This is a genomic window from Mycobacterium sp. 663a-19, assembly GCF_035616495.1.
Taxonomy (GTDB): Bacteria; Actinomycetota; Actinomycetes; order Mycobacteriales; family Mycobacteriaceae; genus Mycobacterium.
The window spans coordinates 65,888-84,717 of record NZ_JAPJAV010000014.1 but is presented as its reverse complement, the minus strand read 5'-3'; the positions used below and the strand labels follow the sequence as shown (position 1 = coordinate 84,717).

The 18,830-nt window shown below is 66.0% G+C and carries 15 protein-coding genes; 8 read left to right on the top strand and 7 right to left on the bottom strand.

What is annotated here, in order from left to right:
• The first annotated feature begins 46 nt into the window (after positions 1-46).
• The 3 genes from OQ968_RS21870 to OQ968_RS21860 are packed head-to-tail and all read left to right on the top strand — an operon-like array spanning position 47 to position 6,336.
• Positions 47-484: an MmpS family protein gene (locus tag OQ968_RS21870; RefSeq protein WP_324681472.1), complete on the top strand. Its 438-nt coding sequence runs from the start codon at positions 47-49 to the stop codon at positions 482-484.
• Positions 481-3,384, top strand: coding sequence for an RND family transporter (locus tag OQ968_RS21865; RefSeq protein WP_324681401.1), 2,904 nt, complete (start codon positions 481-483; stop codon positions 3,382-3,384). The genes OQ968_RS21870 and OQ968_RS21865 overlap by 4 nt, the downstream gene beginning before the upstream one ends.
• Positions 3,385-3,411: 27 nt before the next feature.
• Positions 3,412-6,336, top strand: coding sequence for an RND family transporter (locus OQ968_RS21860; RefSeq protein ID WP_324681470.1), 2,925 nt, complete (start codon positions 3,412-3,414; stop codon positions 6,334-6,336).
• Between the two features lie 27 nt (positions 6,337-6,363).
• Here OQ968_RS21860 and OQ968_RS21855 read toward each other — a convergent pair whose 3' ends face one another.
• The 4 genes from OQ968_RS21855 to mutA form a co-directional block, all read right to left on the bottom strand.
• On the bottom strand, positions 6,364-7,644 hold the full coding sequence (locus OQ968_RS21855; protein ID WP_420715978.1) for a serine hydrolase domain-containing protein: 1,281 nt from the start codon (positions 7,642-7,644) through the stop codon (positions 6,364-6,366).
• A gap of 68 nt (positions 7,645-7,712) precedes the next feature.
• Positions 7,713-8,708 carry a methylmalonyl Co-A mutase-associated GTPase MeaB gene (meaB, locus tag OQ968_RS21850; protein WP_324681399.1) on the bottom strand — a complete coding sequence of 332 codons (996 nt, stop codon included), beginning with the start codon at positions 8,706-8,708 and terminating at the stop codon, positions 7,713-7,715.
• Positions 8,709-10,931 carry a methylmalonyl-CoA mutase gene (gene scpA / locus OQ968_RS21845; RefSeq protein WP_324681397.1) on the bottom strand — a complete coding sequence of 741 codons (2,223 nt, stop codon included), beginning with the start codon at positions 10,929-10,931 and terminating at the stop codon, positions 8,709-8,711.
• Between the two features lie 5 nt (positions 10,932-10,936).
• Positions 10,937-12,793 carry a methylmalonyl-CoA mutase small subunit gene (gene mutA, locus OQ968_RS21840; protein ID WP_324681395.1) on the bottom strand — a complete coding sequence of 619 codons (1,857 nt, stop codon included), beginning with the start codon at positions 12,791-12,793 and terminating at the stop codon, positions 10,937-10,939.
• Positions 12,794-12,955: 162 nt separating this feature from the next.
• On the opposite strand from mutA, the gene OQ968_RS21835 reads away from it, so the two are divergent.
• From OQ968_RS21835 to OQ968_RS21820, 4 genes are all read left to right on the top strand, one after another.
• Positions 12,956-13,729 carry a TVP38/TMEM64 family protein gene (locus tag OQ968_RS21835; RefSeq protein ID WP_324681393.1) on the top strand — a complete coding sequence of 258 codons (774 nt, stop codon included), beginning with the start codon at positions 12,956-12,958 and terminating at the stop codon, positions 13,727-13,729.
• Between the two features lie 49 nt (positions 13,730-13,778).
• Entirely contained in the window at positions 13,779-14,600 is an 822-nt protein-coding gene (locus tag OQ968_RS21830) for an endopeptidase (protein ID WP_324681391.1), read from the top strand.
• A gap of 145 nt (positions 14,601-14,745) precedes the next feature.
• Entirely contained in the window at positions 14,746-15,351 is a 606-nt protein-coding gene (locus tag OQ968_RS21825; protein ID WP_324681389.1) for a sensor domain-containing protein, read from the top strand.
• A 61-nt stretch (positions 15,352-15,412) separates the two neighbouring features.
• Entirely contained in the window at positions 15,413-15,898 is a 486-nt protein-coding gene (locus OQ968_RS21820) for a nitroreductase family deazaflavin-dependent oxidoreductase (protein ID WP_324681388.1), read from the top strand.
• Here the strand turns inward: OQ968_RS21820 and OQ968_RS21815 are convergent.
• From OQ968_RS21815 to OQ968_RS21805, 3 genes are read right to left on the bottom strand one after another with little or no spacing between them, the layout of a single operon-like run.
• Complete coding sequence (locus tag OQ968_RS21815; RefSeq protein WP_324681386.1) at positions 15,895-16,251, bottom strand: DoxX family protein; 357 nt, start codon at positions 16,249-16,251, stop codon at positions 15,895-15,897. The genes OQ968_RS21820 and OQ968_RS21815 overlap by 4 nt on opposite strands.
• A 9-nt stretch (positions 16,252-16,260) precedes the next feature.
• A complete protein-coding gene (locus OQ968_RS21810) occupies positions 16,261-17,406 on the bottom strand; it encodes an SPFH domain-containing protein (RefSeq protein WP_324681384.1) in 1,146 nt (381 codons plus the stop codon).
• A 29-nt stretch (positions 17,407-17,435) separates the two neighbouring features.
• On the bottom strand, positions 17,436-17,870 hold the full coding sequence (locus OQ968_RS21805; RefSeq protein ID WP_324681382.1) for an NfeD family protein: 435 nt from the start codon (positions 17,868-17,870) through the stop codon (positions 17,436-17,438).
• 57 nt (positions 17,871-17,927) lie between these two features.
• Between OQ968_RS21805 and OQ968_RS21800 the strand changes: the two genes are divergently transcribed.
• The gene (locus tag OQ968_RS21800; protein WP_324681381.1) at positions 17,928-18,803 is read left to right on the top strand and encodes a hypothetical protein; all 876 of its coding nucleotides are present in this window, start codon (positions 17,928-17,930) and stop codon (positions 18,801-18,803) included.
• The last annotated feature ends 27 nt before the right edge of the window (positions 18,804-18,830 follow it).

Here is an 18,830-nt window from a genome sequence, read left to right as displayed (position 1 = left end):
ACCCGAACCGCGAGCACGCGCCCGAAACACTCATCTAAATGGGGGGTTGGCGATTTTCAGAGTCCTCAAGCGGCTGTGGGTTCCGCTGGTCATCCTCGCCGTAGTTGTTGCCGGAGGCTTCACGGTGTCGCGGCTGCATGGCATCTTCGGCTCTGAGAAACAACTTTCGTATTCGGACACCCGGGGCCAAAACCCCAAGCCCTACAACGCCAAGCATCTCAGGTACGAGGTTTTCGGACCGCCAGGAACCGTGGCGCAGATCGCCTATTTCGACGTCAACGGTGAACCGCAGCGCATCAAGGCGGCGCCCTTGCCGTGGTCGTTGGAGTTCCAGCTCACCGCGGCGTCCGCGGTCGGAAACGTCATCGCGCAAGGCGATAGCGACAGCATTGGCTGCCGCATCTTGGTGGACGGTGTGGTCAAAACCGAGAAGGTATCGAACGAAGTGAGCGCATTCACCTTCTGCCTGCTGAAGGCCGCATGAGCGAACAAGACCTCGACACCGTGCACACCCCGCCGTCGTTCGCGGCGCGGATGATTCACCGGTTTTCGATCCCGATCATTTTGGCGTGGGTGGCCTTCATCGTAATCCTGGGTATCGCCGTCCCCTCGTTGGAGCAGGTCGAGCGAACGCATTCGATAGCGCTGAACCTCAACGATGCGCCGGCGATGAAGGCGTCGATGCGCATGGGGCAGGACTTCAAGGAAGCCGATTCCGGCACCGGTTCGACGACGAGCAGCACGGTGATGATCGTCTTGGAGGGGCAGCAACCCCTCGGCGACGAGGCCCACAAGTACTACGACCGTTTGATTCACCAGTTGCGGAACGATCCGAAACACGTGGGATACATCCAGGACTTCTGGAGCGATCCACTCCTGACCGGCGCCGCGCAAAGCGGCGATGGTAAGGCCGCATATGTGCAAATAAGCACGTACGGTGCCCCTGGCTCGGCCCTGTCGAACGAATCGGTCGAAGCCGTCCGATACATCACGGCGCACACGCCCGCGCCGCCCGGCGTCCGGGCGTATGTCACCGGCCCCGGGGCGTTCGTTTCGGATATGGGCAGCAGTGGCGACCGCACGGTCGTGATGATCACGCTGGTCAGCCTCGCGGTCATTTTCACCATGTTGCTTCTCGTCTACCGTTCGATCGTCACCGTAATTCTGTTGCTGCTGATGGTCGGAATCGAATTGCAGGTGGCCCGAGGACTTGTCGCGTTCCTCGGCGATCAAGGGCTAATCGGTCTCAGCACCTTCGCCGTCAATCTGCTGGTAGCCCTTGTGATCGCGGCCGGAACCGACTACGGAATATTCTTCGTCGGGCGGTATCAAGAGGCACGCCAGGGCGGCGAGAGCCGGGAAGTGGCCTACTACACCACATATCACGGCGTGGCCAAGATTGTCTTGGCCTCCGGTGTGACTATCGCGGGAGCTCTTTTCTGCCTCAAGTTCGCCCGGCTGCCCCAGTTCCAATCCCTGGCCGTTCCGTCCGCGGTAGGCGTGCTCGTTGCGGTGGCGGTTGCCCTCACCCTCGTTCCGGCCGTCCTCCACGTGGGGAGCCGTTTCGGGCTGTTCGATCCCAAACGGAGGATCCGACTGCATGGATGGCGGCGCATAGGCACGGCGATCGTCCGTTGGCCGGCTCCCATTTTGATCGTGACATTAGCAGTCACCCTTATCGGGCTGCTGACGCTGCCGGGATACAAACCCAGCTACAACGACATGAATTACATCCCCAAAAATATCCCCGCTTCGGTGGGTCTCGAGGCGGCAAAACGGCATTTTGCCGTTGCACGAATGTTGTCGCCCGAAGTCCTGTTGATCGAGGCCGATCATGATCTGCGCAATCCGGCAGACGCATTGGTGTTGAACAAACTAGAAAAAAGCATTCTCGCGGTTCCCGGTATTGCCAGGGTGCAGGGCTTGACTCACCCCGAGGGTACCCCGCTCAAGCACACATCGATACCGTTTATGCTCAGCATGCAGCAAGCCGCGTCGCAACAGATCATGCCATTCCAGCGGGCCCGCATGGATGACCTCCTCAGGCAGGCCAACGAGTTGGCGCAAACGATCAACATCATGGAGCACATGTATGACCTGATGCAGCAGCTCGTCGCTGTGACTCATCATACGGTCACCGAGACCCACGACATACAGCAGATCACCAGCGAGCTGCGAGACCACCTTGCGGATTTCGAGGACTTCTTCAGGCCGATCCGGAGTTATTTCTACTGGGAAAAACACTGCTATGATATTCCCCTCTGCTTTTCCTTGAGATCCATATTCGATTCACTCGACGGCGTCGACGAGCTCAACGACAAACTGAAGGACATGATCGTCGACCTCGATCACATAGACGCGCTCATGCCGCAAATCCTCGTGCAGTTCCCCCCGATGATCGCGATCATGAAGAGCATGCACACCTCACTCTTGACCATGCATAGCACCATGGCCGGGACGATGACCGCGATGGACGAGAGCAGCGCAAATTCGACAGCCATGGGGAAGGCTTTCGACGAGTCCAGGAACGACGATTCTTTCTTCATTGGTCCGGACGCGTTCAACGATGCCGACTTCAAGCGAGTCATGAAGCTTTTCCTGTCACCCGACGGAAAGGCTGCCCGTTTGCTCATCACCCAAAAGGCGGATCCGGCGTCGCCCGAGGGCGTCGGACGGGTCGATGCGATAAAGAATGCGGCCGCGGAAGCGCTCAAGGGAACTCCCCTGGAAGGCGCCAAGGTCTACCTCGCCGGCACCGCCGCGTTAACGAAAGACCTCGTGGACGGCTCGAAGTACGATCTCATGATCGCCGGGGTGGCCGCGGTGTGCCTCATTTTCATCATCATGCTGATCATGACGCGAAGTTTTGTCGCCGCCCTGGTCATCGTAGGCACGGTATTGCTCTCGCTGGGCGCATCCTTCGGGCTGTCCGTGCTGGTCTGGCAGAATCTGCTCGGCATCCAAATTCACTGGCTCGTGCTGGTGATGGCTGTGCTGGTCCTGCTTGCGGTGGGGTCTGACTACAACTTGTTGCTGGTCGCCCGGATGCAAGAAGAAGTAGGCGCCGGCATAAAGACGGGCATCATTCGGGCGATGGGCGGCACCGGCAAGGTCGTGACGAACGCCGGCCTGGTGTTCGCGTTCACCATGGGATCCATGATCGTCAGCGACCTGATCATCATCGGTCAGATCGGCACCACGATCGGCCTGGGCCTGCTGTTCGACACTCTGATCGTGCGAGCGTTCATGACGCCATCCGTCGCCGCGTTGCTGGGACGCTGGTTCTGGTGGCCGAAGAATGTGCGCTCCCGCCCTGCCAGCCTGCTACTTCGACCGACAGGACCCCGTCCACTGGTACGCGCGCTGCTCAAACAGCCGCGGTAAGTGGCGGACTATCAACTTGAGCGCCGCATGAGCACCGAACACCAACCTCGGGCCCCATTCATCGCACGGACGATCCGCAAGCTTGCGGTTTTGATCATCCTGGCGTGGGCCGCCCTGACGTTGCTTGTGACGTTCGCAGTCCCGTCGCTCGAGCGCGTCGGGCGAGAGCATTCAGTACCGTTGGCTCCTCAGGACGCACCATCGGTGCAGGCCATGAAGCGCATCGGCCGGGACTTCAAGGAATCCGATTCGGACAGCTTGGCGATGATCGTCCTCGAGGGACAGCGGCCACTCGGCGACGATGCTCACGCTTACTACACCGACCTGGTTCACAAGCTCACCGCCGATCGGCGCCATGTCGAGCATGTGCAGGATCTCTGGGGAGATCGACTTACGCAGGCGGGTGCCCAAAGCCCCGATGCCAAGGCCGCATATGTCATCGTGAACCTCGCCGGCAACCAAGGTACGGCCCTGGGGGAGAGCTCCGTGGCCGCGGTTCGGAACGTCATCGATCGGTCGTCGCCGCCGCCCGGCGTCCGGGCCTACGTCACGGGCCCGGCGGCGCTCATTTCGGACATGCAGGAGAGCGGTAACAGATCCATTCTGAAGATGACCGTAATCGGTGCCGTGATTATTTTTGCGGTATTGCTTTTTGTCTACCGCTCGGTCATAACCGTGATCCCGTTGGTGCTCACAGTTGGCCTCGAAGTATTTGCGGCCCGGGGATTTATCGCGTTTCTCGGCAATAACAACATCGTCGCCCTGTCCACGTTCGCCATCAACCTGTTGGTGGCCCTCGCGATGGCGGCCGGGACGGATTACGCGATCTTCTTCTTCGGCCGATATCAAGAGGCCCGCCAGGCCGGCGAGGAGAGAGATACCGCCTACTACACCACCTACCGCGGGGTGGCTCCCGTCGTCCTGGGTTCCGGTCTGACGATCGCCGGGGCAATGTTGTGCCTGAGCTTCACCCGGATGCCCATATTCCAGACCATCGGTGTCCCGTGCGCGTTGGGAATGCTGCTTTCGGTCGCGATCGCACTGACCTTGGTTCCGGCGGTTCTTGCCGTCGGAAGTGGGTTCGGCCTCTTCGACCCCACGCGCACGATCGGGTTCGGTCGATGGCGCCGCGTCGGCACGGCGATTGTTCGCTGGCCCGCACCCATTCTCGCCGGGACGGTAGCCATCGCGCTGATCGGTCTGGTGACCCTGCCGGGCTACAAAACGAGTTACAACGACCGGTTGTATATACCCAAAGACGTTCCGGCCAATGCCGGGTACGCCGCCGCGGACCGCCACTTTTCCCAGTCCCGGATGATGCCCGAAATGCTGATGATCGAATCGAACCACGACCTGCGCAACCCGACGGATTTCATCACGCTGAATAAATTAGCCAAGGCGATATTCCGTGTTCCGGGTATTTCTCGCGTGCAGGGCATAACCCGGCCCGAGGGAACACCGATCGAGCATACCTCGATACCATTTCTTCTCAGCCTGCAGAACGCGGGCATGCTACAAAACATGCAGTACATAAAGCTTCGAACTGATGACATGCTCAAACAGGCTGACCTGATGAGCCAGCAAATCGCGATAATGAAGCACATATACGCATTGCAGAAAGAAATCACAGAGACTACTCACCGCACAATCGTCACCACGAAAGAAACGGCCGACGCCGTATATGAGCTAAGAAACCACCTCGCGGATTTCGAAGACTTCTACAGGCCAGTCCGAAGTTACTTCTACTGGGAAAAGCACTGTTACGACATCCCGCTATGCTGGGCCTTGCGATCCATTTTTGACACGCTCGACGGCGTCGACACGATAACCGAAAAATTGGCTGAGGTCGTGCAGGACCTTGACAAGATGGACGTTTTGTTGCCGCAGTTGTTGGAGTCGTTCCCGACAATGATCGCGATAGCGGAGCACGCACGGACAATGCTCCTGACCATGCATAGCACCATGGCCGGGACCATGCACGCGGTGGACGAATCGACCGAGAACGCCACCGTCATGGGAGAAGCGTTCGACGCGGCCAAAAACGACGATTCCTTCTTCCTGCCCCCAGAGGTCTTCGAGAACCCGGACTTCAAGGAGGCGATGAACTCCTTCATCTCTCCCGACGGGAAAGCGGCTCGATTCATCATTTCGCATGTGGGCGATCCCGCGACGCCCGAGGGCGTGGCGCGTATCGGTCCCATAAAGAATGCGGCACAGGAGGCGCTCAAGAACACGCCCCTCGAGGGCTCCCCGATCTATGTCGCCGGCACCGCGTCGACATACAAGGATTTCCACGACGGGGCAAAATACGACCTGTACATCGCGGTAATCGGTGCGCTCTGCCTGATTTTCATCATCATGCTCGTGCTCACGCGAAGTTTTGTGGCCTCCTTGGTGATTGTGGGTACGGTGGCAGTTTCGTTGGGCGCATCGTTCGGGCTTTCGGTGCTGATCTGGCAGTACATACTCGGCATCAAATTGCACTGGATGGTGCTGCCGATGTCCGTGATCGTCCTGTTGGCGGTCGGGTCCGACTACAACCTGCTGCTGGTGTCCCGGATGAAAGAGGAGCTGGCCGGCGGCATCAAGACCGGGATCATCCGCGCGATGGGCGGCACCGGCAAGGTCGTGACGAACGCGGGCCTGGTGTTCGCGTTCACGATGGCCTCCATGGTGTTCAGCGACCTGCGAATCATCGGTCAGGTCGGAAGCACGATCGGCCTGGGCCTGCTGTTCGACACCTTGATCGTGCGTGCGTTCATGACGCCGTCCATTGCCGCGCTGCTCGGACGTTGGTTCTGGTGGCCGCAGCTGGTTCGTCCACGCCCGGCCAGTCGAATGCTTCGGTCCCTACCACCGCGCCCGGTGGTGCGGGCGCTGCTCGGGGAGAGGTTCGGCGGCGACGACACCGACACCAGCCCGATCCCGAGGCCTTCGATCCCGAGGTCGTAATCCCCAGGGTGGTAGGGGAACCGCAAATCAGCCCGCGACGGCCCCCGGCTCGCTGAACGGCGCGCCGAACTCGGTCACCGGCTGGAAACCGTGTTTGCGAGCCTTTGCGGCAGCCTGACGGATCAGCGCATAGATGCCCACGAACGCCGCATGATCGGTCATCACAAACGGTGTCAGCAGCCGGTTGTGCACCAACGAGAACGCCACCCCACTAGCGGGGTCGGTCCAGCCGAGCGACCCGCCCAACCCGACATGGCCGAAGCCCGGCATCACATTGCCAATGGGCAGGCTGTGGTAGCCGAGGTGGAAAGCCAACGGCACGAACAGGTTTCGGTCCAGCCGCAGGCTCTTTCGACCCGTGAGGCCGGCAACCAGCTCACGGGACAGGAAGCGTATGCCGTCGACCTCGCCGCCGTTGGCGATGGCGCCGTACATTCGTGCCAGCGCGCGGGCCGTGACCACCCCGTTGGCCGCCGGGAGCTCTCCGTCGAGCATGGCATTCTCACCCTTGACCGTGGCCATCATGCCCGGGAAGTACATGGACCGGAAACCGCCGGACAGCTCCATCGCGACCTTGCGCGTCACGTAGTTGACGACCGGAATGCTCACGATGTTCTGCGGCGCGATGATCTCGGCGACCCGCGTCGGCGCCCCCGCCGGCGGCCGCCCCAGGTACATGCCGTCGGTGCCCAAGGGCTCGGCGAGCTCCTCGCGGATCAGCGCCCGCATGCCCTTCCCGGTGACGGCCCGGCCCAGCCCGGACATCAGCCAGCCGAAGGTCAGCGCATGGTATGCCGATTTACCCAGCAGCCGCCCGGGCGCCGCCGCGGCCAGCCGCTCCTCCATGACGAGGTGGTCCAGCAGCTCTTCCTTGGTGGCCCCGCGCAGGCCCGACAGGCCGGCCTGGTGTCGCATCACCTGGCGCACGGTGAGATGGGCCTTGCCGTTTGCTGCAAACTCCGGCCAGTACTCGGCGACCGGCGCCTCGTAGTCGATCAATCCTCGGTCAGCAAGCCGGTGGATGACCGTGGCGGCCATTCCCTTGGTCGCCGAGAACACCATCGGGGCGGTGTCGGCCGACCATGGCCGGTGGCCTCCCCGGTCGGACCAGCCCGTCCACACGTCGACCACGGGCTGGCCATCGAGATACACCGCCAGGGCCCCGCCGCCGAACCGGCGCGCGGGAAACATGCTGGCGAAGCTGCGAACGACGCAACCGAATTGTGAGTCCGCCGCGCCGGACACACGATGACCTGCGTCAGGGTCATCGTGGACAGGGACCGCGCGGCGATCGACTCGGGACCCCATTGTCACAAGTCAAATTTACTTGGATTTCACATGCCCCATGGGCAAACAGTAATTAAGTTATCTTTCCGTTAGCCGGACGCGGCCTTCAGTATTTGCTGAGCCGCCAGCGCGGGGGTCAACTCCCCCTCCTTCACCTGGCGCTCCACCTCGGCGCGGATCTTGCGCACCGCGGGGTTGGACAGCAGCCGGTCCAGCACGGCGTCGCGCACCATCTGCCAGGTCCAGTCGACCTGCTGGGCCCGGCGCCGGGCCTCCAACTCTCCGGCGTCCGCGAGCACCTGACGATGGCGCTCGATCGTGTCCCACAGCTCCGTCTGCCCCGTCCCCTCCGCCGCGCTCATGGTGAGAACCGGTGGCCGCCAAAGCGTTTCACGCGGGTAAATCATTCTGATGGTGGCCGAGAGCTCCCGCGCCGCTATCCGGGCGTCGCCGACGTGCTCGCCGTCGGCCTTGTTCACCACGACGATGTCGGCCAGCTCCAGCACGCCCTTCTTGATGCCCTGCAGTTGATCGCCGGCGCGCGCCAGGGTCAACAACACGAACGTGTCGACCATGTTCGCCACCGCCACCTCGGACTGCCCGACTCCGACCGTTTCGATCAAAATCTTGTCGAAGCCGGCGGCTTCCAGCAGCACGATGGTCTCCCGGGTGGCCTTTGCCACCCCGCCCAGCGTGCCCGACGTCGGCGATGGCCGGACGTAGGCGTCGGGGTGCTGTGCCAGCCGGGCCATCCGCGTCTTGTCGCCGAGGATCGACCCGCCGGTGCGGGTGGACGAGGGGTCCACCGCCAACACGGCGACCCGGTGGCCCTGTTCGATCAGATGCATGCCGTACGACTCGATGGTCGTCGACTTCCCCACCCCGGGGACCCCCGTGATGCCCACGCGGTGCGCGTCACCGGTGTCCGGCTGCAGAGCCAGCAGCAGCTGCTGCGCCTGCTGGCGGTGATCGGCGCGGGTGGATTCCAGCAGCGTGATGGCCCGCGGCAGCGCCGCGCGATCGCCGCTGCGGATGGCAGCGGCTACCTCGTCGACGGTGTCGTTGTTGACGGGATCGGGTGCCATCTAGCTCAGGTCATACCCCAGCCGCTCGGCGAGCTTGTTGAGCAGGCCGATGGCGGCGTCGGCGATCACCGTGCCGGGCGGGAAGATGGCGGCGGCACCGGCAGCGTACAGCTCGTCGAAGTCGTCCGGCGGAATGACGCCGCCCACCACGATCATGATGTCGGGCCGGCCCACCTCGGCCAAGGCATCGCGAAGCGCCGGCACCAGCGTCAGGTGCCCGGCGGCCAGCGAGGACACCCCGATGACGTGCACGTCGTTGTCGGCGGCCTCGCGGGCCACCTCCTCGGGGGTGGAGAACAGCGATCCGACGTCGACGTCGAACCCGATGTCGGCGAACGCCGTCGCGATCACCTTTTGCCCGCGGTCGTGGCCGTCCTGGCCCATCTTGGCCACCAGAATTCGGGGCCGGCGCCCGTCGGCCTCGGCGAACTTCTCGACGAGCGCGCTCGCCTTGGAAAGCGGGGTGATGCTGTCACCTCCTCCGGCTCCGCCGGCCTCGTCCCGGTAGACGCCGGCGATGGTACGGATCTCGGCCTGGTGCCGCCCGTAGACCTTTTCCAGCGCGTCGGAGATCTCGCCCACGGTGGCCTTGGCCCGGGCCGCGTCGATGGCCAGCGCCAGCAGGTTATTGCCCAGCCCGTCGTCGCCGGCGCGACCGTGAGCCGCGGCGGCCCGGGACAGCTCCGCCAGGGCGGCGTCGACCGCCGACTGATCCCGGCTCGCCCGCAGCTCCTTCAGTTTGGCCAGCTGCTCGGCGCGGACCCGGCTGTTCTCGACCTTGAGCACCTCGATCTGCTGGTCCTCGTCGACCTGGTACTTGTTGACCCCGATCACCGGCTGGAGGCCCGAGTCGATGCGGGCCTGGGTGCGCGCGGCGGCCTCCTCGATGCGCAGCTTGGGGATGCCGTCGCTGATGGCCTGCGCCATGCCGCCGTGCTCGGCGATCTCGGCAATGTGGGCGCGGGCCCGCTGCGCGAGTTGATGGGTCAGCCACTCCACGTAATAGGAGCCGCCCCACGGGTCGATGGGCCTGGTGGTGCCCGACTCCTGCGCCAAGACCAGCTGGGTGTTGCGCGCGATCCGGGCCGAGAAGTCGGTGGGCAGCGCCAGCGCCTCGTCGAGCGCGTTGGTGTGCAGCGACTGAGTGTGGCCCTGCGTGGCGGCCATCGCCTCGATGCAGGTGCGGGCGACGTTGTTGAACGCGTCCTGCGCGGTCAGCGACCAGCCTGAGGTCTGCGAATGTGTGCGCAGCGACAGCGATTTGGGGTTCTTGGCGCCGAACCCGGCGACCAGCTCGCTCCACAGCAGCCGGCCGGCCCGCAGCTTGGCGACCTCCATGAAGAAGTTCATCCCGATGCCCCAGAAGAAGGACAGCCGGGGCGCGAACTTGTCGATGCCGAGCCCAGCGTCCAGGCCCGCCTTGATGTAGTCGACGCCGTCGGCCAGGGTGTAGGCCAACTCCAAATCCGCTGTGGCCCCGGCCTCTTGGATGTGGTAGCCGGAGATCGAGATGGAGTTGAACTTCGGCATCTTGGCGCTGGTGTAGGCGAAGATGTCGGAGATGATGCGCATCGACGGCTTGGGCGGGTAGATGTAGGTGTTGCGGACCATGAACTCTTTGAGGATGTCGTTCTGGATGGTGCCGGCCAGCTTCTCCGGAGGCACCCCCTGCTCCTCGGCGGCCACCACGTACAGCGCCAGGATCGGCAGCACGGCGCCGTTCATCGTCATCGACACGCTCACCGCCGACAGGTCGATGCCGTCGAAGAGCTGGCGCATGTCGAGGATGGAATCGATTGCCACACCGGCCATTCCGACGTCGCCCTGGACGCGGGGATGGTCGGAGTCGTAGCCGCGGTGGGTGGCCAGGTCGAAGGCCACCGACAGGCCCTTCTGGCCGGCGGCGAGGTTGCGACGGTAAAACGCGTTGGAATCCGCCGCGGTGGAGAACCCGGCGTATTGGCGGATTGTCCAGGGCTGGTTGACATACATCGTCGGGTACGGGCCGCGCACAAACGGCGGCTCGCCCGGGAAGCTGTTCAGCGGGTAGCCCTCGGCGGCCGCCGCGGCACGGTCCGCGGCGATGTACACCGGTTTGACGTCAATGCCCTCGGGCGTATGCCACGCGGTACCTGCCGGAGCCTCGCTGGGCCGCCGCGGGGCACGGTCACCGTGTAGCGGGATGTCGGAGAAGCTGCCGATCGCAGCGGTGCTCGTGGTCATTGCGGCTAGGCTCCCAATCGGGTGAGCAGATTCGAAAGGGCTTCGACCGCATCGATTTTCGCGGTCAGGTACTCGTCCGGCCGGTGCTCGGCATCTTGCTCGGGCCCGGCCAGGTAAACGCGCTCCACGCCGGCGCTTCGGGCGGCCTGGACAACGCCGGCCGCCTCCTGCTGGTAGCGCTTGTCAGTGCCGCAGATGACGGCCACAGGCGACCCCGCCTCGGCGACCGCTGCCGCGACGCCGGTGGCGTCGACCGGTCCGGGATTGACGGCCTCGATGCCGCCCGATGCCAGCAGGTTCGCCGCGAAGGTCGCCCGGGTGTTGTGCTCGGCCAGTGGACCCAGCGACAACAACAGCGCCCGCGGCCGCGACCCGGTGCGCGCCAGGTAGACGTCCGAGCGGTCGCGCAGCGCCTCGAACGCGGCGGCGTAACGCTGCAAGTTCCCGGCGGCGCGCGGCGGGACCGACGAATCCCCTTGTGGCAGGGCCGGTTCGGAGAGATTCGGGAATTCGTTGACCCCGGTGATCGCGGTGCGACGATGCGCGACGTCAGCGGCGCGTCGCGCGGCGACCTCGGCGATCTGCTCGGCGACGTAGCCGCGGGCGTCCACGAATCCGCCGCGGCTCTCGATGGCCTGGAACCGCTCCCACGCCTGCTGGGCCAGCCGCTCGGTGAGGTCTTCGACGTACCACGAACCGCCGGCCGGGTCCAGCACCCGTCCGACGTGTGACTCCTCCAGCAGCAGCAGCTGGGTGTTGCGGGCGATGCGGCGCGCAAAGCCGGCCGCCGTGCCGGGAAAGCCGCCGGGGATCGCCACATCGAACGGGAACGTCAGCACGGTGTCGGCGCCACCGACGCCCGCACCGAAGGCCGCCAGCGTGCAGCGCAGCATGTTCACCCATGGGTCGCGCTGGGTCATCATCGGCAGCGACGTCTCGGCGTGCACCACGGCGGCGCCGCGGTCCGGGTGGCCGACGACCTCGGCGACCCGTGCCCACAGCTGCCGCACGGCTCGCATCTTGGCGAGCGTCATGAACTGGTCGTCGTCGGCGGCCAGCCGGAAGCTGATCTGCCCGAGCGCCTCGTCGGCCGGCATGCCGGACTCGGTGAGCACCCGCAGGTAGGCCACGCCGGCCGCGATCACGCCGGCCAGCTCCCACGTCGCGTTTGCGCCCAGATTGTGGAACGCGGGCCCGTCGACGGTGATCGCTCGCACCCCGTGATCGCGGGCCGCTCGCGCGGCGACCGCGACGACCTCCTCGATCGCGGGCGCCGGACGGTCGCTCAGCGCCGCGGTCAGCGGGTCGGCGCCCAGGTCGACCGAGACGGTGGCCCGATCCTCGGGTTCCACCGCGGCGACCAGCGCCAGCATGACCTCACAGGCAGCCGGGTAGTCGGCACCCGCATCGAGGATCACCGGCGCCAGGTTCAGGTGCACGCCCGCGAGGAGGCCCTCGAGCCGATCCACCGGCACGCCCGACTCCCCCACCCGGACCAACAGCGCGCTGACGCCGTCGTTGAGCGCGGCGAGCGCCGCCGCGTTCGCGTCGTCGATGGGGGTCCCGGCGGCGGGGATGACCTCGGCAACCTTCCAGCCGGACTGCACGTCGCGCAACCCGTCGCCGCCGCGCACGTAGGGCCACTCGCCCGGCAGCGGCGGCTCCGGCAGCTCGTCGAACACGGTGTAGAGGGGCCGGATGGCGAACCCGTCATAGGTCGGGGCGTCCAGCAGGTGCTCGGGCTCGTCGCCCAGCTCGGCGGGGTCACGCCGGGTGCTCTTGGACAGCACACCGGCGACGGCGCTGCGCCAGCGCCCGCGAACCTGTTCCAGGTCGGCGAGCTCGGGTACGTCAATGGACACCGACTGCTCCTGTTTTCGCAGAAGAAAAGCCACTTAATAAGCAGGCTAATTGATCGCGCCCCTCGCAAAAAACGGCGGCGTGGGCCGTCCGGGCACGGCCCGCTGCGAAACGCCAGCCGCGGGAAATGAGTTATTCACCTGGGCCCCGTAACCTTAGGACGCGTGACGGCTCCCGCCACCAGCAAAATCACCGATACGCTGCGCGATCTCGGCGGTGCGATCGGCGCGGCGGCGCGCCTGCTGTCCCGGCCGCGGGTGGTGGCCATAGTGGTCGGTATCACAGCGCTGGTGGCGGCGGCGACGTGGGTTCCGCTGCCCGCGCCGGTGCAGATGCGCGACTGGGCGGAATCGGTGGGCCCGTGGTTCCCGCTGGCGTTTCTGCTGGCGCACATCGTGGCGACGATCGTGCCGGTCCCCCGCACGCCCTTCACCCTGGCCGCCGGGCTCCTGTTCGGGCCGGCGCTGGGCGTGCCGATCGCGGTGCTCGCCAGCACCTGTAGTGCGGTGATCGCGCTCTATCTGGTGCGCGCGGCCGGGTGGCGGCTGAACCGCCTGGTGCGCCACCGCGCGATCGACACGGTGGACGAGCGCCTGCGGCAGCGGGGCTGGCTCGCCGTCGTGTCGCTGCGGCTGATCCCGGCCGTCCCGTTTTCGGCGATCAACTACGCCGCCGGCGCGTCGGCCGTTCGGGCGTTGCCCTACACGCTGGCCACGCTGTGCGGCCTGCTGCCCGGCACCGCCGCGGTGGTGATCCTCGGCGACGCGCTCGCCGGTCACCCCAGCTCGCTGCTGTACCTGTTTTCGGTATGCACCGGCGCCCTCGGGCTGACCGGGCTGATCGTCGAGATCCGCCACCATCGCCGGCACCACCGCCGGCACCACCGCCGCAGCCCGCAGGGCACGGCGCGCGGTGAGGAGCCCGCCACCGTCGGCTGACCGGCCCGCGCTATTGAACGCGCCGCCCGTTGCCTGAAAGATCTGGTAAATGGTGAGGGTTAGCGCCCGGCGCCAGAGAACGCGTACCTCGGTGCTGACGCTCGCAACCTTGGTCAGCGCCGTCGCACTGGTGGCGGCGATCGGCCTGCGGCCCAACGATGTCGATTCGGCAGAGCCCACACCGTCGCCGGTCCTGTCACCCATCGCCCTGCCCGCGGCGAGTGCGATCGGCCCCGGCGCGGGCATCTACGTCGAGTACGCCGACGGCTTCGGCGGAATGGGTTGCACCGCAGGGTTTTTGGTGCACACCAGCGCCGGTCGGCCCGGCGTTCTCACCGCGGGTCACTGCAACCGGCCCGGCCAACGCAGCAGGGTGACGATGAACCTCGCCGGCATCCTGCCGTACACACCGTTCGGCGCGTTCGGCCAGACGGTCAGCGAGGGGGTTCGCAGCGAACAACACGACATCGGCCTGATCGTGCTCGACGGCGACGCCGTCCCCCAGAGTTCGGCCATCGCCGCCTCGTTGCCGGTCTCCGGCGTCGCGAGCGAACTGCAAATCGGCCAGCAGCTGTGCAAGTTCGGCATGAGCACCAGCGAGGCCATCTGCGGACAGGTCCTCGATGTCACGGACAGCAAGGTCGTATTTTCGGCGCCCGGCCAATGCGGCGATTCAGGCGGCCCGGTCTATGTGATGCAGCGCGACGGCACCGCCGCCGCAGTGGGCATCGACATCCGCGGCTTCAATCCCGGCAAGCCCGACGCCAAGTGTTCGGCGCCGGCCAGATTCTCCATCGCCGAGCTGGTCCAACCCTGGCTCGACAAGTGGAGCCTCACCGCGGTGACGACCCCACCGGCCGGTGCCCACTGAGCTCGAGCGGTTGTGCTGCCGTTGACGAATACCGGAATCTCGCGGACGCCCTACGCCCACGCCCGGCGCGCCTCGGTGAGTCCGTTTGCGAACTAAGCGATAGCGTGCGGACCGAGTGGTCGAATGCACAGATGGAGTGGTGGGAATGTTCGAAGCGGTGAATTGCTGGTTTTCGGGGCCGCCGCCGGGCAAAGCCAGCAGCACGGCCACAGCAGGCATCACCACTGATTCGTTGGTCGTGAGCCTCGACGACGTGCGTCGCATCTCGGGCGTCGATGCGCTTCAGGCGGGCCCGAGGTCCGAGGTGCGGCAACCACGCCACTCGAATTCAGATGCCCCGGGTCCGTGCCGGGCAGTCTTCGACCAGGAGGCCACACTCGACGACGGTTGGACACAGTTTCGTTCCGTGACTTTCAACGGTGACACCTACGGCGGCGTCGGCGACGTCAAGATTCGCGGTGTCGCCAACGTCATTCAGGCCGTCGGCATCTACCGGGATGACGGTGCGGCGCGCGCCGCCTTCGATCGCCTTGTCTCGACCCTGACGGCGTGTTCAGGGCTGCACGCTGCAAATTATGATTTCACCCTGGACCAGACTGATCCATCCACGGTGGCGTTCAATTCCGACCAATGGAAGCTGATCTATCGCGTCAAGTCCTCGGCCCTGATCAATGTCGGGGCGCTGGGGCTTCCCCAATCGGAGCAGACCGCGCGAACCATTGACCAGACGATTACCGACCGCATCAAATAGCGCGCTCATACCCAAACCCGCCGCGCGTACGCGGTGGGTGCCCGGATGAAACGATGGCGACATGCCAACGCCACATTTCTCGTCGTTCCTTGCCCGGGCCGGCGAACGACTGCTGCGGTTCCGCCCCCTGGTGCGCGCACCGATCTGGATCTACAAGGCCCGCGCAGGCGCGCTGTTCGGCTCGCGCATCCTGATGCTCGAACATCTCGGCCGCAAGTCCGGCGCGCGACGCTACGCGGTGCTGGAGGTGGTCGACCACCCCGCGCCCGGCAGCTACGTCGTCGCTTCCGGCTTCGGCCGAAAAGCCCAGTGGTTCCGCAATATCGAGGCCAACCCGCGGGTGCGGGTGTACGCGGGGAGCCGCCGGCCGGCGCCGGCCGTCGCGCGCATCCTCGACCAAGCCGAGGCCGATCGCGTGCTGGCCGCCTACCGCGCCCGGAACCCGCGGACCTGGGAGCAGTTCAAGCAGGTGCTCGAGGGAACGCTCGGCACGACGATCACCGACACCCAGACGCCGCTGCCGATGGTCGAATTGCGCCTGACCTAACCCCGATCCGGGCCCTTCGCCGTCATCACCGCGAACGTTGCCAACAACGTCGCGGCCGGGAGCGTATTGACGAGCTTGTCCCGCACCCGGACGTGCGCGGCCACGGCCAAGGCGAAATACAACGTCAGCATCGCCGTCGTGAGCCGGGCCAGGACGGGGAATCGGGTGACCGACAGCAGGCCGACTGCGGCGGCCGTCTTGACCACCGGCAGCACGGGCCGAACGCCCTCGGGGACGCCCAGATCATCCAGCGTCTTCCTGATGGGAGCCACCTGGACGCCGCACGCCACCGCGTCGACGGCATGGAACGCGCCAAGCGCCGCATAGGTTTTCGGTGATGTCAAAGCAACCATCGCGCAATCCTATTGAGTCAGCTCCGGCGGCACCGTCCCCGGCTGGCCGTCCACCGGCTGGCGGGCTATCGCCTCGGCCTTGGCGACGGCCTGAGCGATCGCCGGATCGGTGTCCGTCGAGAACCAGTCGGCGACGTCGGCGTCGTCGTCGGCGGCATGCTTGGGTGTGTCGTCGACCGGGGACGGCTCGAACCGGAACACGCCGTCCTCGCCCGGCTTGCCCAGCATCCGGGTGAAGCCCTGCAGCGCCGCGCTGAAGTCGCTGGGCACCACCCACACCTTGTTGGCGTCACCGCGCGCCATCTCCGGCAGCGTCTGCAGGTATTGGTAGGCCAGCATCTCCGGGGTGGGCCGGCCGGCCTTGATCGCGGCGAACGTCTTCTCGATGGCCTTGGCCTGCCCCTGCGCCTGCAGATAGGCCGCGGCGCGCTCGCCCTGGGCGCGCAGCATCCGGGACTGCCGGTCGGCCTCGGCGGCCAGGATCGCGGCCTGCTTGGCGCCCTCGGCCGCCAAAATCTGCGACTGCTTGGCGCCCTCGGCTTCCTTGATCGACGACTCGCGCATGCCCTCGGCGGTCAGGATCATCGCACGCTTTTCCCGGTCGGCCTTCATCTGCTTTTCCATCGAGGCCTGAATCGACGGCGGCGGGTCGATGCTGCGCAGCTCCACCCGGGCCACCCGCAGGCCCCAGCGGCCGGTCGCCTCGTCGAGCACACCGCGCAGCTGGGCGTTGATCTGGTCGCGGGACGTCAGCGTCTGCTCCAGCGTCATGCCGCCGACGACGTTGCGCAGCGTGGTGGTGGTGAGCTGTTCGACGCCGACGATGTAGTTGCTGATCTCGTAGACGGCGGCCTGCGGGACGGTGACCTGGAAGTAGACGACTGTGTCGATGTTCAGCGTCAGGTTGTCTTCGGTGATCACCGGCTGCGGCGGAAACGACACGACCCGCTCGCGCAGGTCGACCCGCGCGCGAATGCGGTCGATGAACGGCACCAGCAACGTCAGCTGTCCGCTGACGGTGCGGCTGTATCGGCCCAGGCGTTCGATCACCGCGGCCTCGGCCTGCGGGATCAGCGCAACGGACTTCGCCACCACGATGATCCCGAAGATCACCACGACGGCCAGAAACACCAGACCTGCTACATAACCCGGCATCGGGGTTCCTCCTATTTTTCCGCCACCGATTACACGCCCTTGAAGACCACGGCGGTGGCGCCGTTGATCTGCATGACGGTCACCCGCTCGCCGGGTTCGTACACGTCGTTGTCGTTGAGGGGGCGCGCCGTCCACACCTGGCCGTCCAGCTTCACCTGGCCTTCGTCGCGGGCGACGCGGTCGAGGACCAGCGCGCTCTTGCCCTCCAGCGCCTGGACGCCGGTCGGCAGCCCCTTCGCCGGCGCAAGCCGGCGCCGCAGCACGGGCCGCACCAGGATCAGCAGCAGGACCGAGACGACCACGAACACCACCGCGTCGGCCCACACCGGCCAGTCCAGCAGCCAGGTGCTGCCCGCGGCGGCCAGCGCGCCCCCGGAAAGCATCAACAGGGACATGTCGCCCGTCAGCGCCTCCGCGCCGGCAAGCACCAGCGCGAATATGAGCCAGATCACCGCGGCGGGCATGCGGTCAGAATACGCGTAATCCGCCTTTGCCGGACCGAACAACTACACTCCGAGATCATGTGGTGTCCCAGTGTCTCGCTGTCCCTGTGGGCCAACGCCTGGCTCGCGGGCAAGGCCGCGCCCGACGACGTTTTGGACGCGTTATCCCTTTGGGCACCAAAGCAATCGGTTACCGCGTATGATGCCGTGGCCGCGGGCCACACCGGGCTGCCCTGGCCCGATGTCCACGACGCCGGAACCGTCTCGTTGTTGCAGACGCTGCGCGCCGCGGCCGGCCGGCGCCGGTTGCGCGGGACGATCAACGTGGTCTTGCCGGTGCCGGGCGACGTACGCGGGCTGGCCGCGGGCACCCAGTTCGAGCACGACGCCCTGGCCGCGGGCGAAGCGGTGATCATCACCAGCCCCGGCGATTCCGCCGCCGTCGGCCTGGTCCCCGAGTTCTACGACGACGATCCCGACGAGGCCGCCGACCCTCTCGACCCGGAACCGGCTTTCCCCGGCCGGTGCGCGCTGTCCTGGACGGTGTACTCGCTGCCCGGCGCGCCCGCGTTCGACCACCACGAGCTGGGCGACGCCGAGTATGCGTTGCGGTCGGCCGTGCGCTCGGCCGCCGACGCGCTGGGCGCCATCGGCCTGGGATCCGTCGCGGCCGACGTCGACGATCCGCGTGGCCTCGTCGAGCAGTTGCTGGAATCCACCCGGCGACACCGGATTCCCGACCATGCGCCGACGCGCGCGCTGCGGGTGCTCGAGAACGCCGCGCACGTCGACGCGATCATCGCCGTCAGCGCCGGGCTGAGCCGGCTGCCCGACTCGGTTCCGCACGTGGTCGGCACCCCGACCAGCGACGCGCTGCGGCCGCTCACCGCGGTGGTGCGTTCGGCGCGGATGGCCGCGGTCGACGCGATCCTGCAGTCGGCCTGGCCCGACTAGGTTTGAGCGTCTTCGTCATCCTCGTCA

What these genes read in the sequence shown, in the direction of transcription:
- OQ968_RS21865 (WP_324681401.1), top strand. Translation starts at nt 481, where the DNA reads ATGAGCGAACAAGACCTCGACACCGTGCACACCCCGCCGTCGTTCGCG.
- OQ968_RS21860 (WP_324681470.1), top strand. Translation starts at nt 3,412, where the DNA reads ATGAGCACCGAACACCAACCTCGGGCCCCATTCATCGCACGGACGATC.
- OQ968_RS21855 (WP_420715978.1), bottom strand. Translation starts at nt 7,644, where the DNA reads ATGGGGTCCCGAGTCGATCGCCGCGCGGTCCCTGTCCACGATGACCCT.
- meaB (WP_324681399.1), bottom strand. Translation starts at nt 8,708, where the DNA reads ATGGCACCCGATCCCGTCAACAACGACACCGTCGACGAGGTAGCCGCT.
- scpA (WP_324681397.1), bottom strand. Translation starts at nt 10,931, where the DNA reads ATGACCACGAGCACCGCTGCGATCGGCAGCTTCTCCGACATCCCGCTA.
- OQ968_RS21830 (WP_324681391.1), top strand. Translation starts at nt 13,779, where the DNA reads ATGGTGAGGGTTAGCGCCCGGCGCCAGAGAACGCGTACCTCGGTGCTG.
- OQ968_RS21825 (WP_324681389.1), top strand. Translation starts at nt 14,746, where the DNA reads ATGTTCGAAGCGGTGAATTGCTGGTTTTCGGGGCCGCCGCCGGGCAAA.
- OQ968_RS21820 (WP_324681388.1), top strand. Translation starts at nt 15,413, where the DNA reads ATGCCAACGCCACATTTCTCGTCGTTCCTTGCCCGGGCCGGCGAACGA.
- OQ968_RS21815 (WP_324681386.1), bottom strand. Translation starts at nt 16,251, where the DNA reads ATGGTTGCTTTGACATCACCGAAAACCTATGCGGCGCTTGGCGCGTTC.
- OQ968_RS21810 (WP_324681384.1), bottom strand. Translation starts at nt 17,406, where the DNA reads ATGCCGGGTTATGTAGCAGGTCTGGTGTTTCTGGCCGTCGTGGTGATC.
- OQ968_RS21805 (WP_324681382.1), bottom strand. Translation starts at nt 17,870, where the DNA reads ATGCCCGCCGCGGTGATCTGGCTCATATTCGCGCTGGTGCTTGCCGGC.
- OQ968_RS21800 (WP_324681381.1), top strand. Translation starts at nt 17,928, where the DNA reads ATGTGGTGTCCCAGTGTCTCGCTGTCCCTGTGGGCCAACGCCTGGCTC.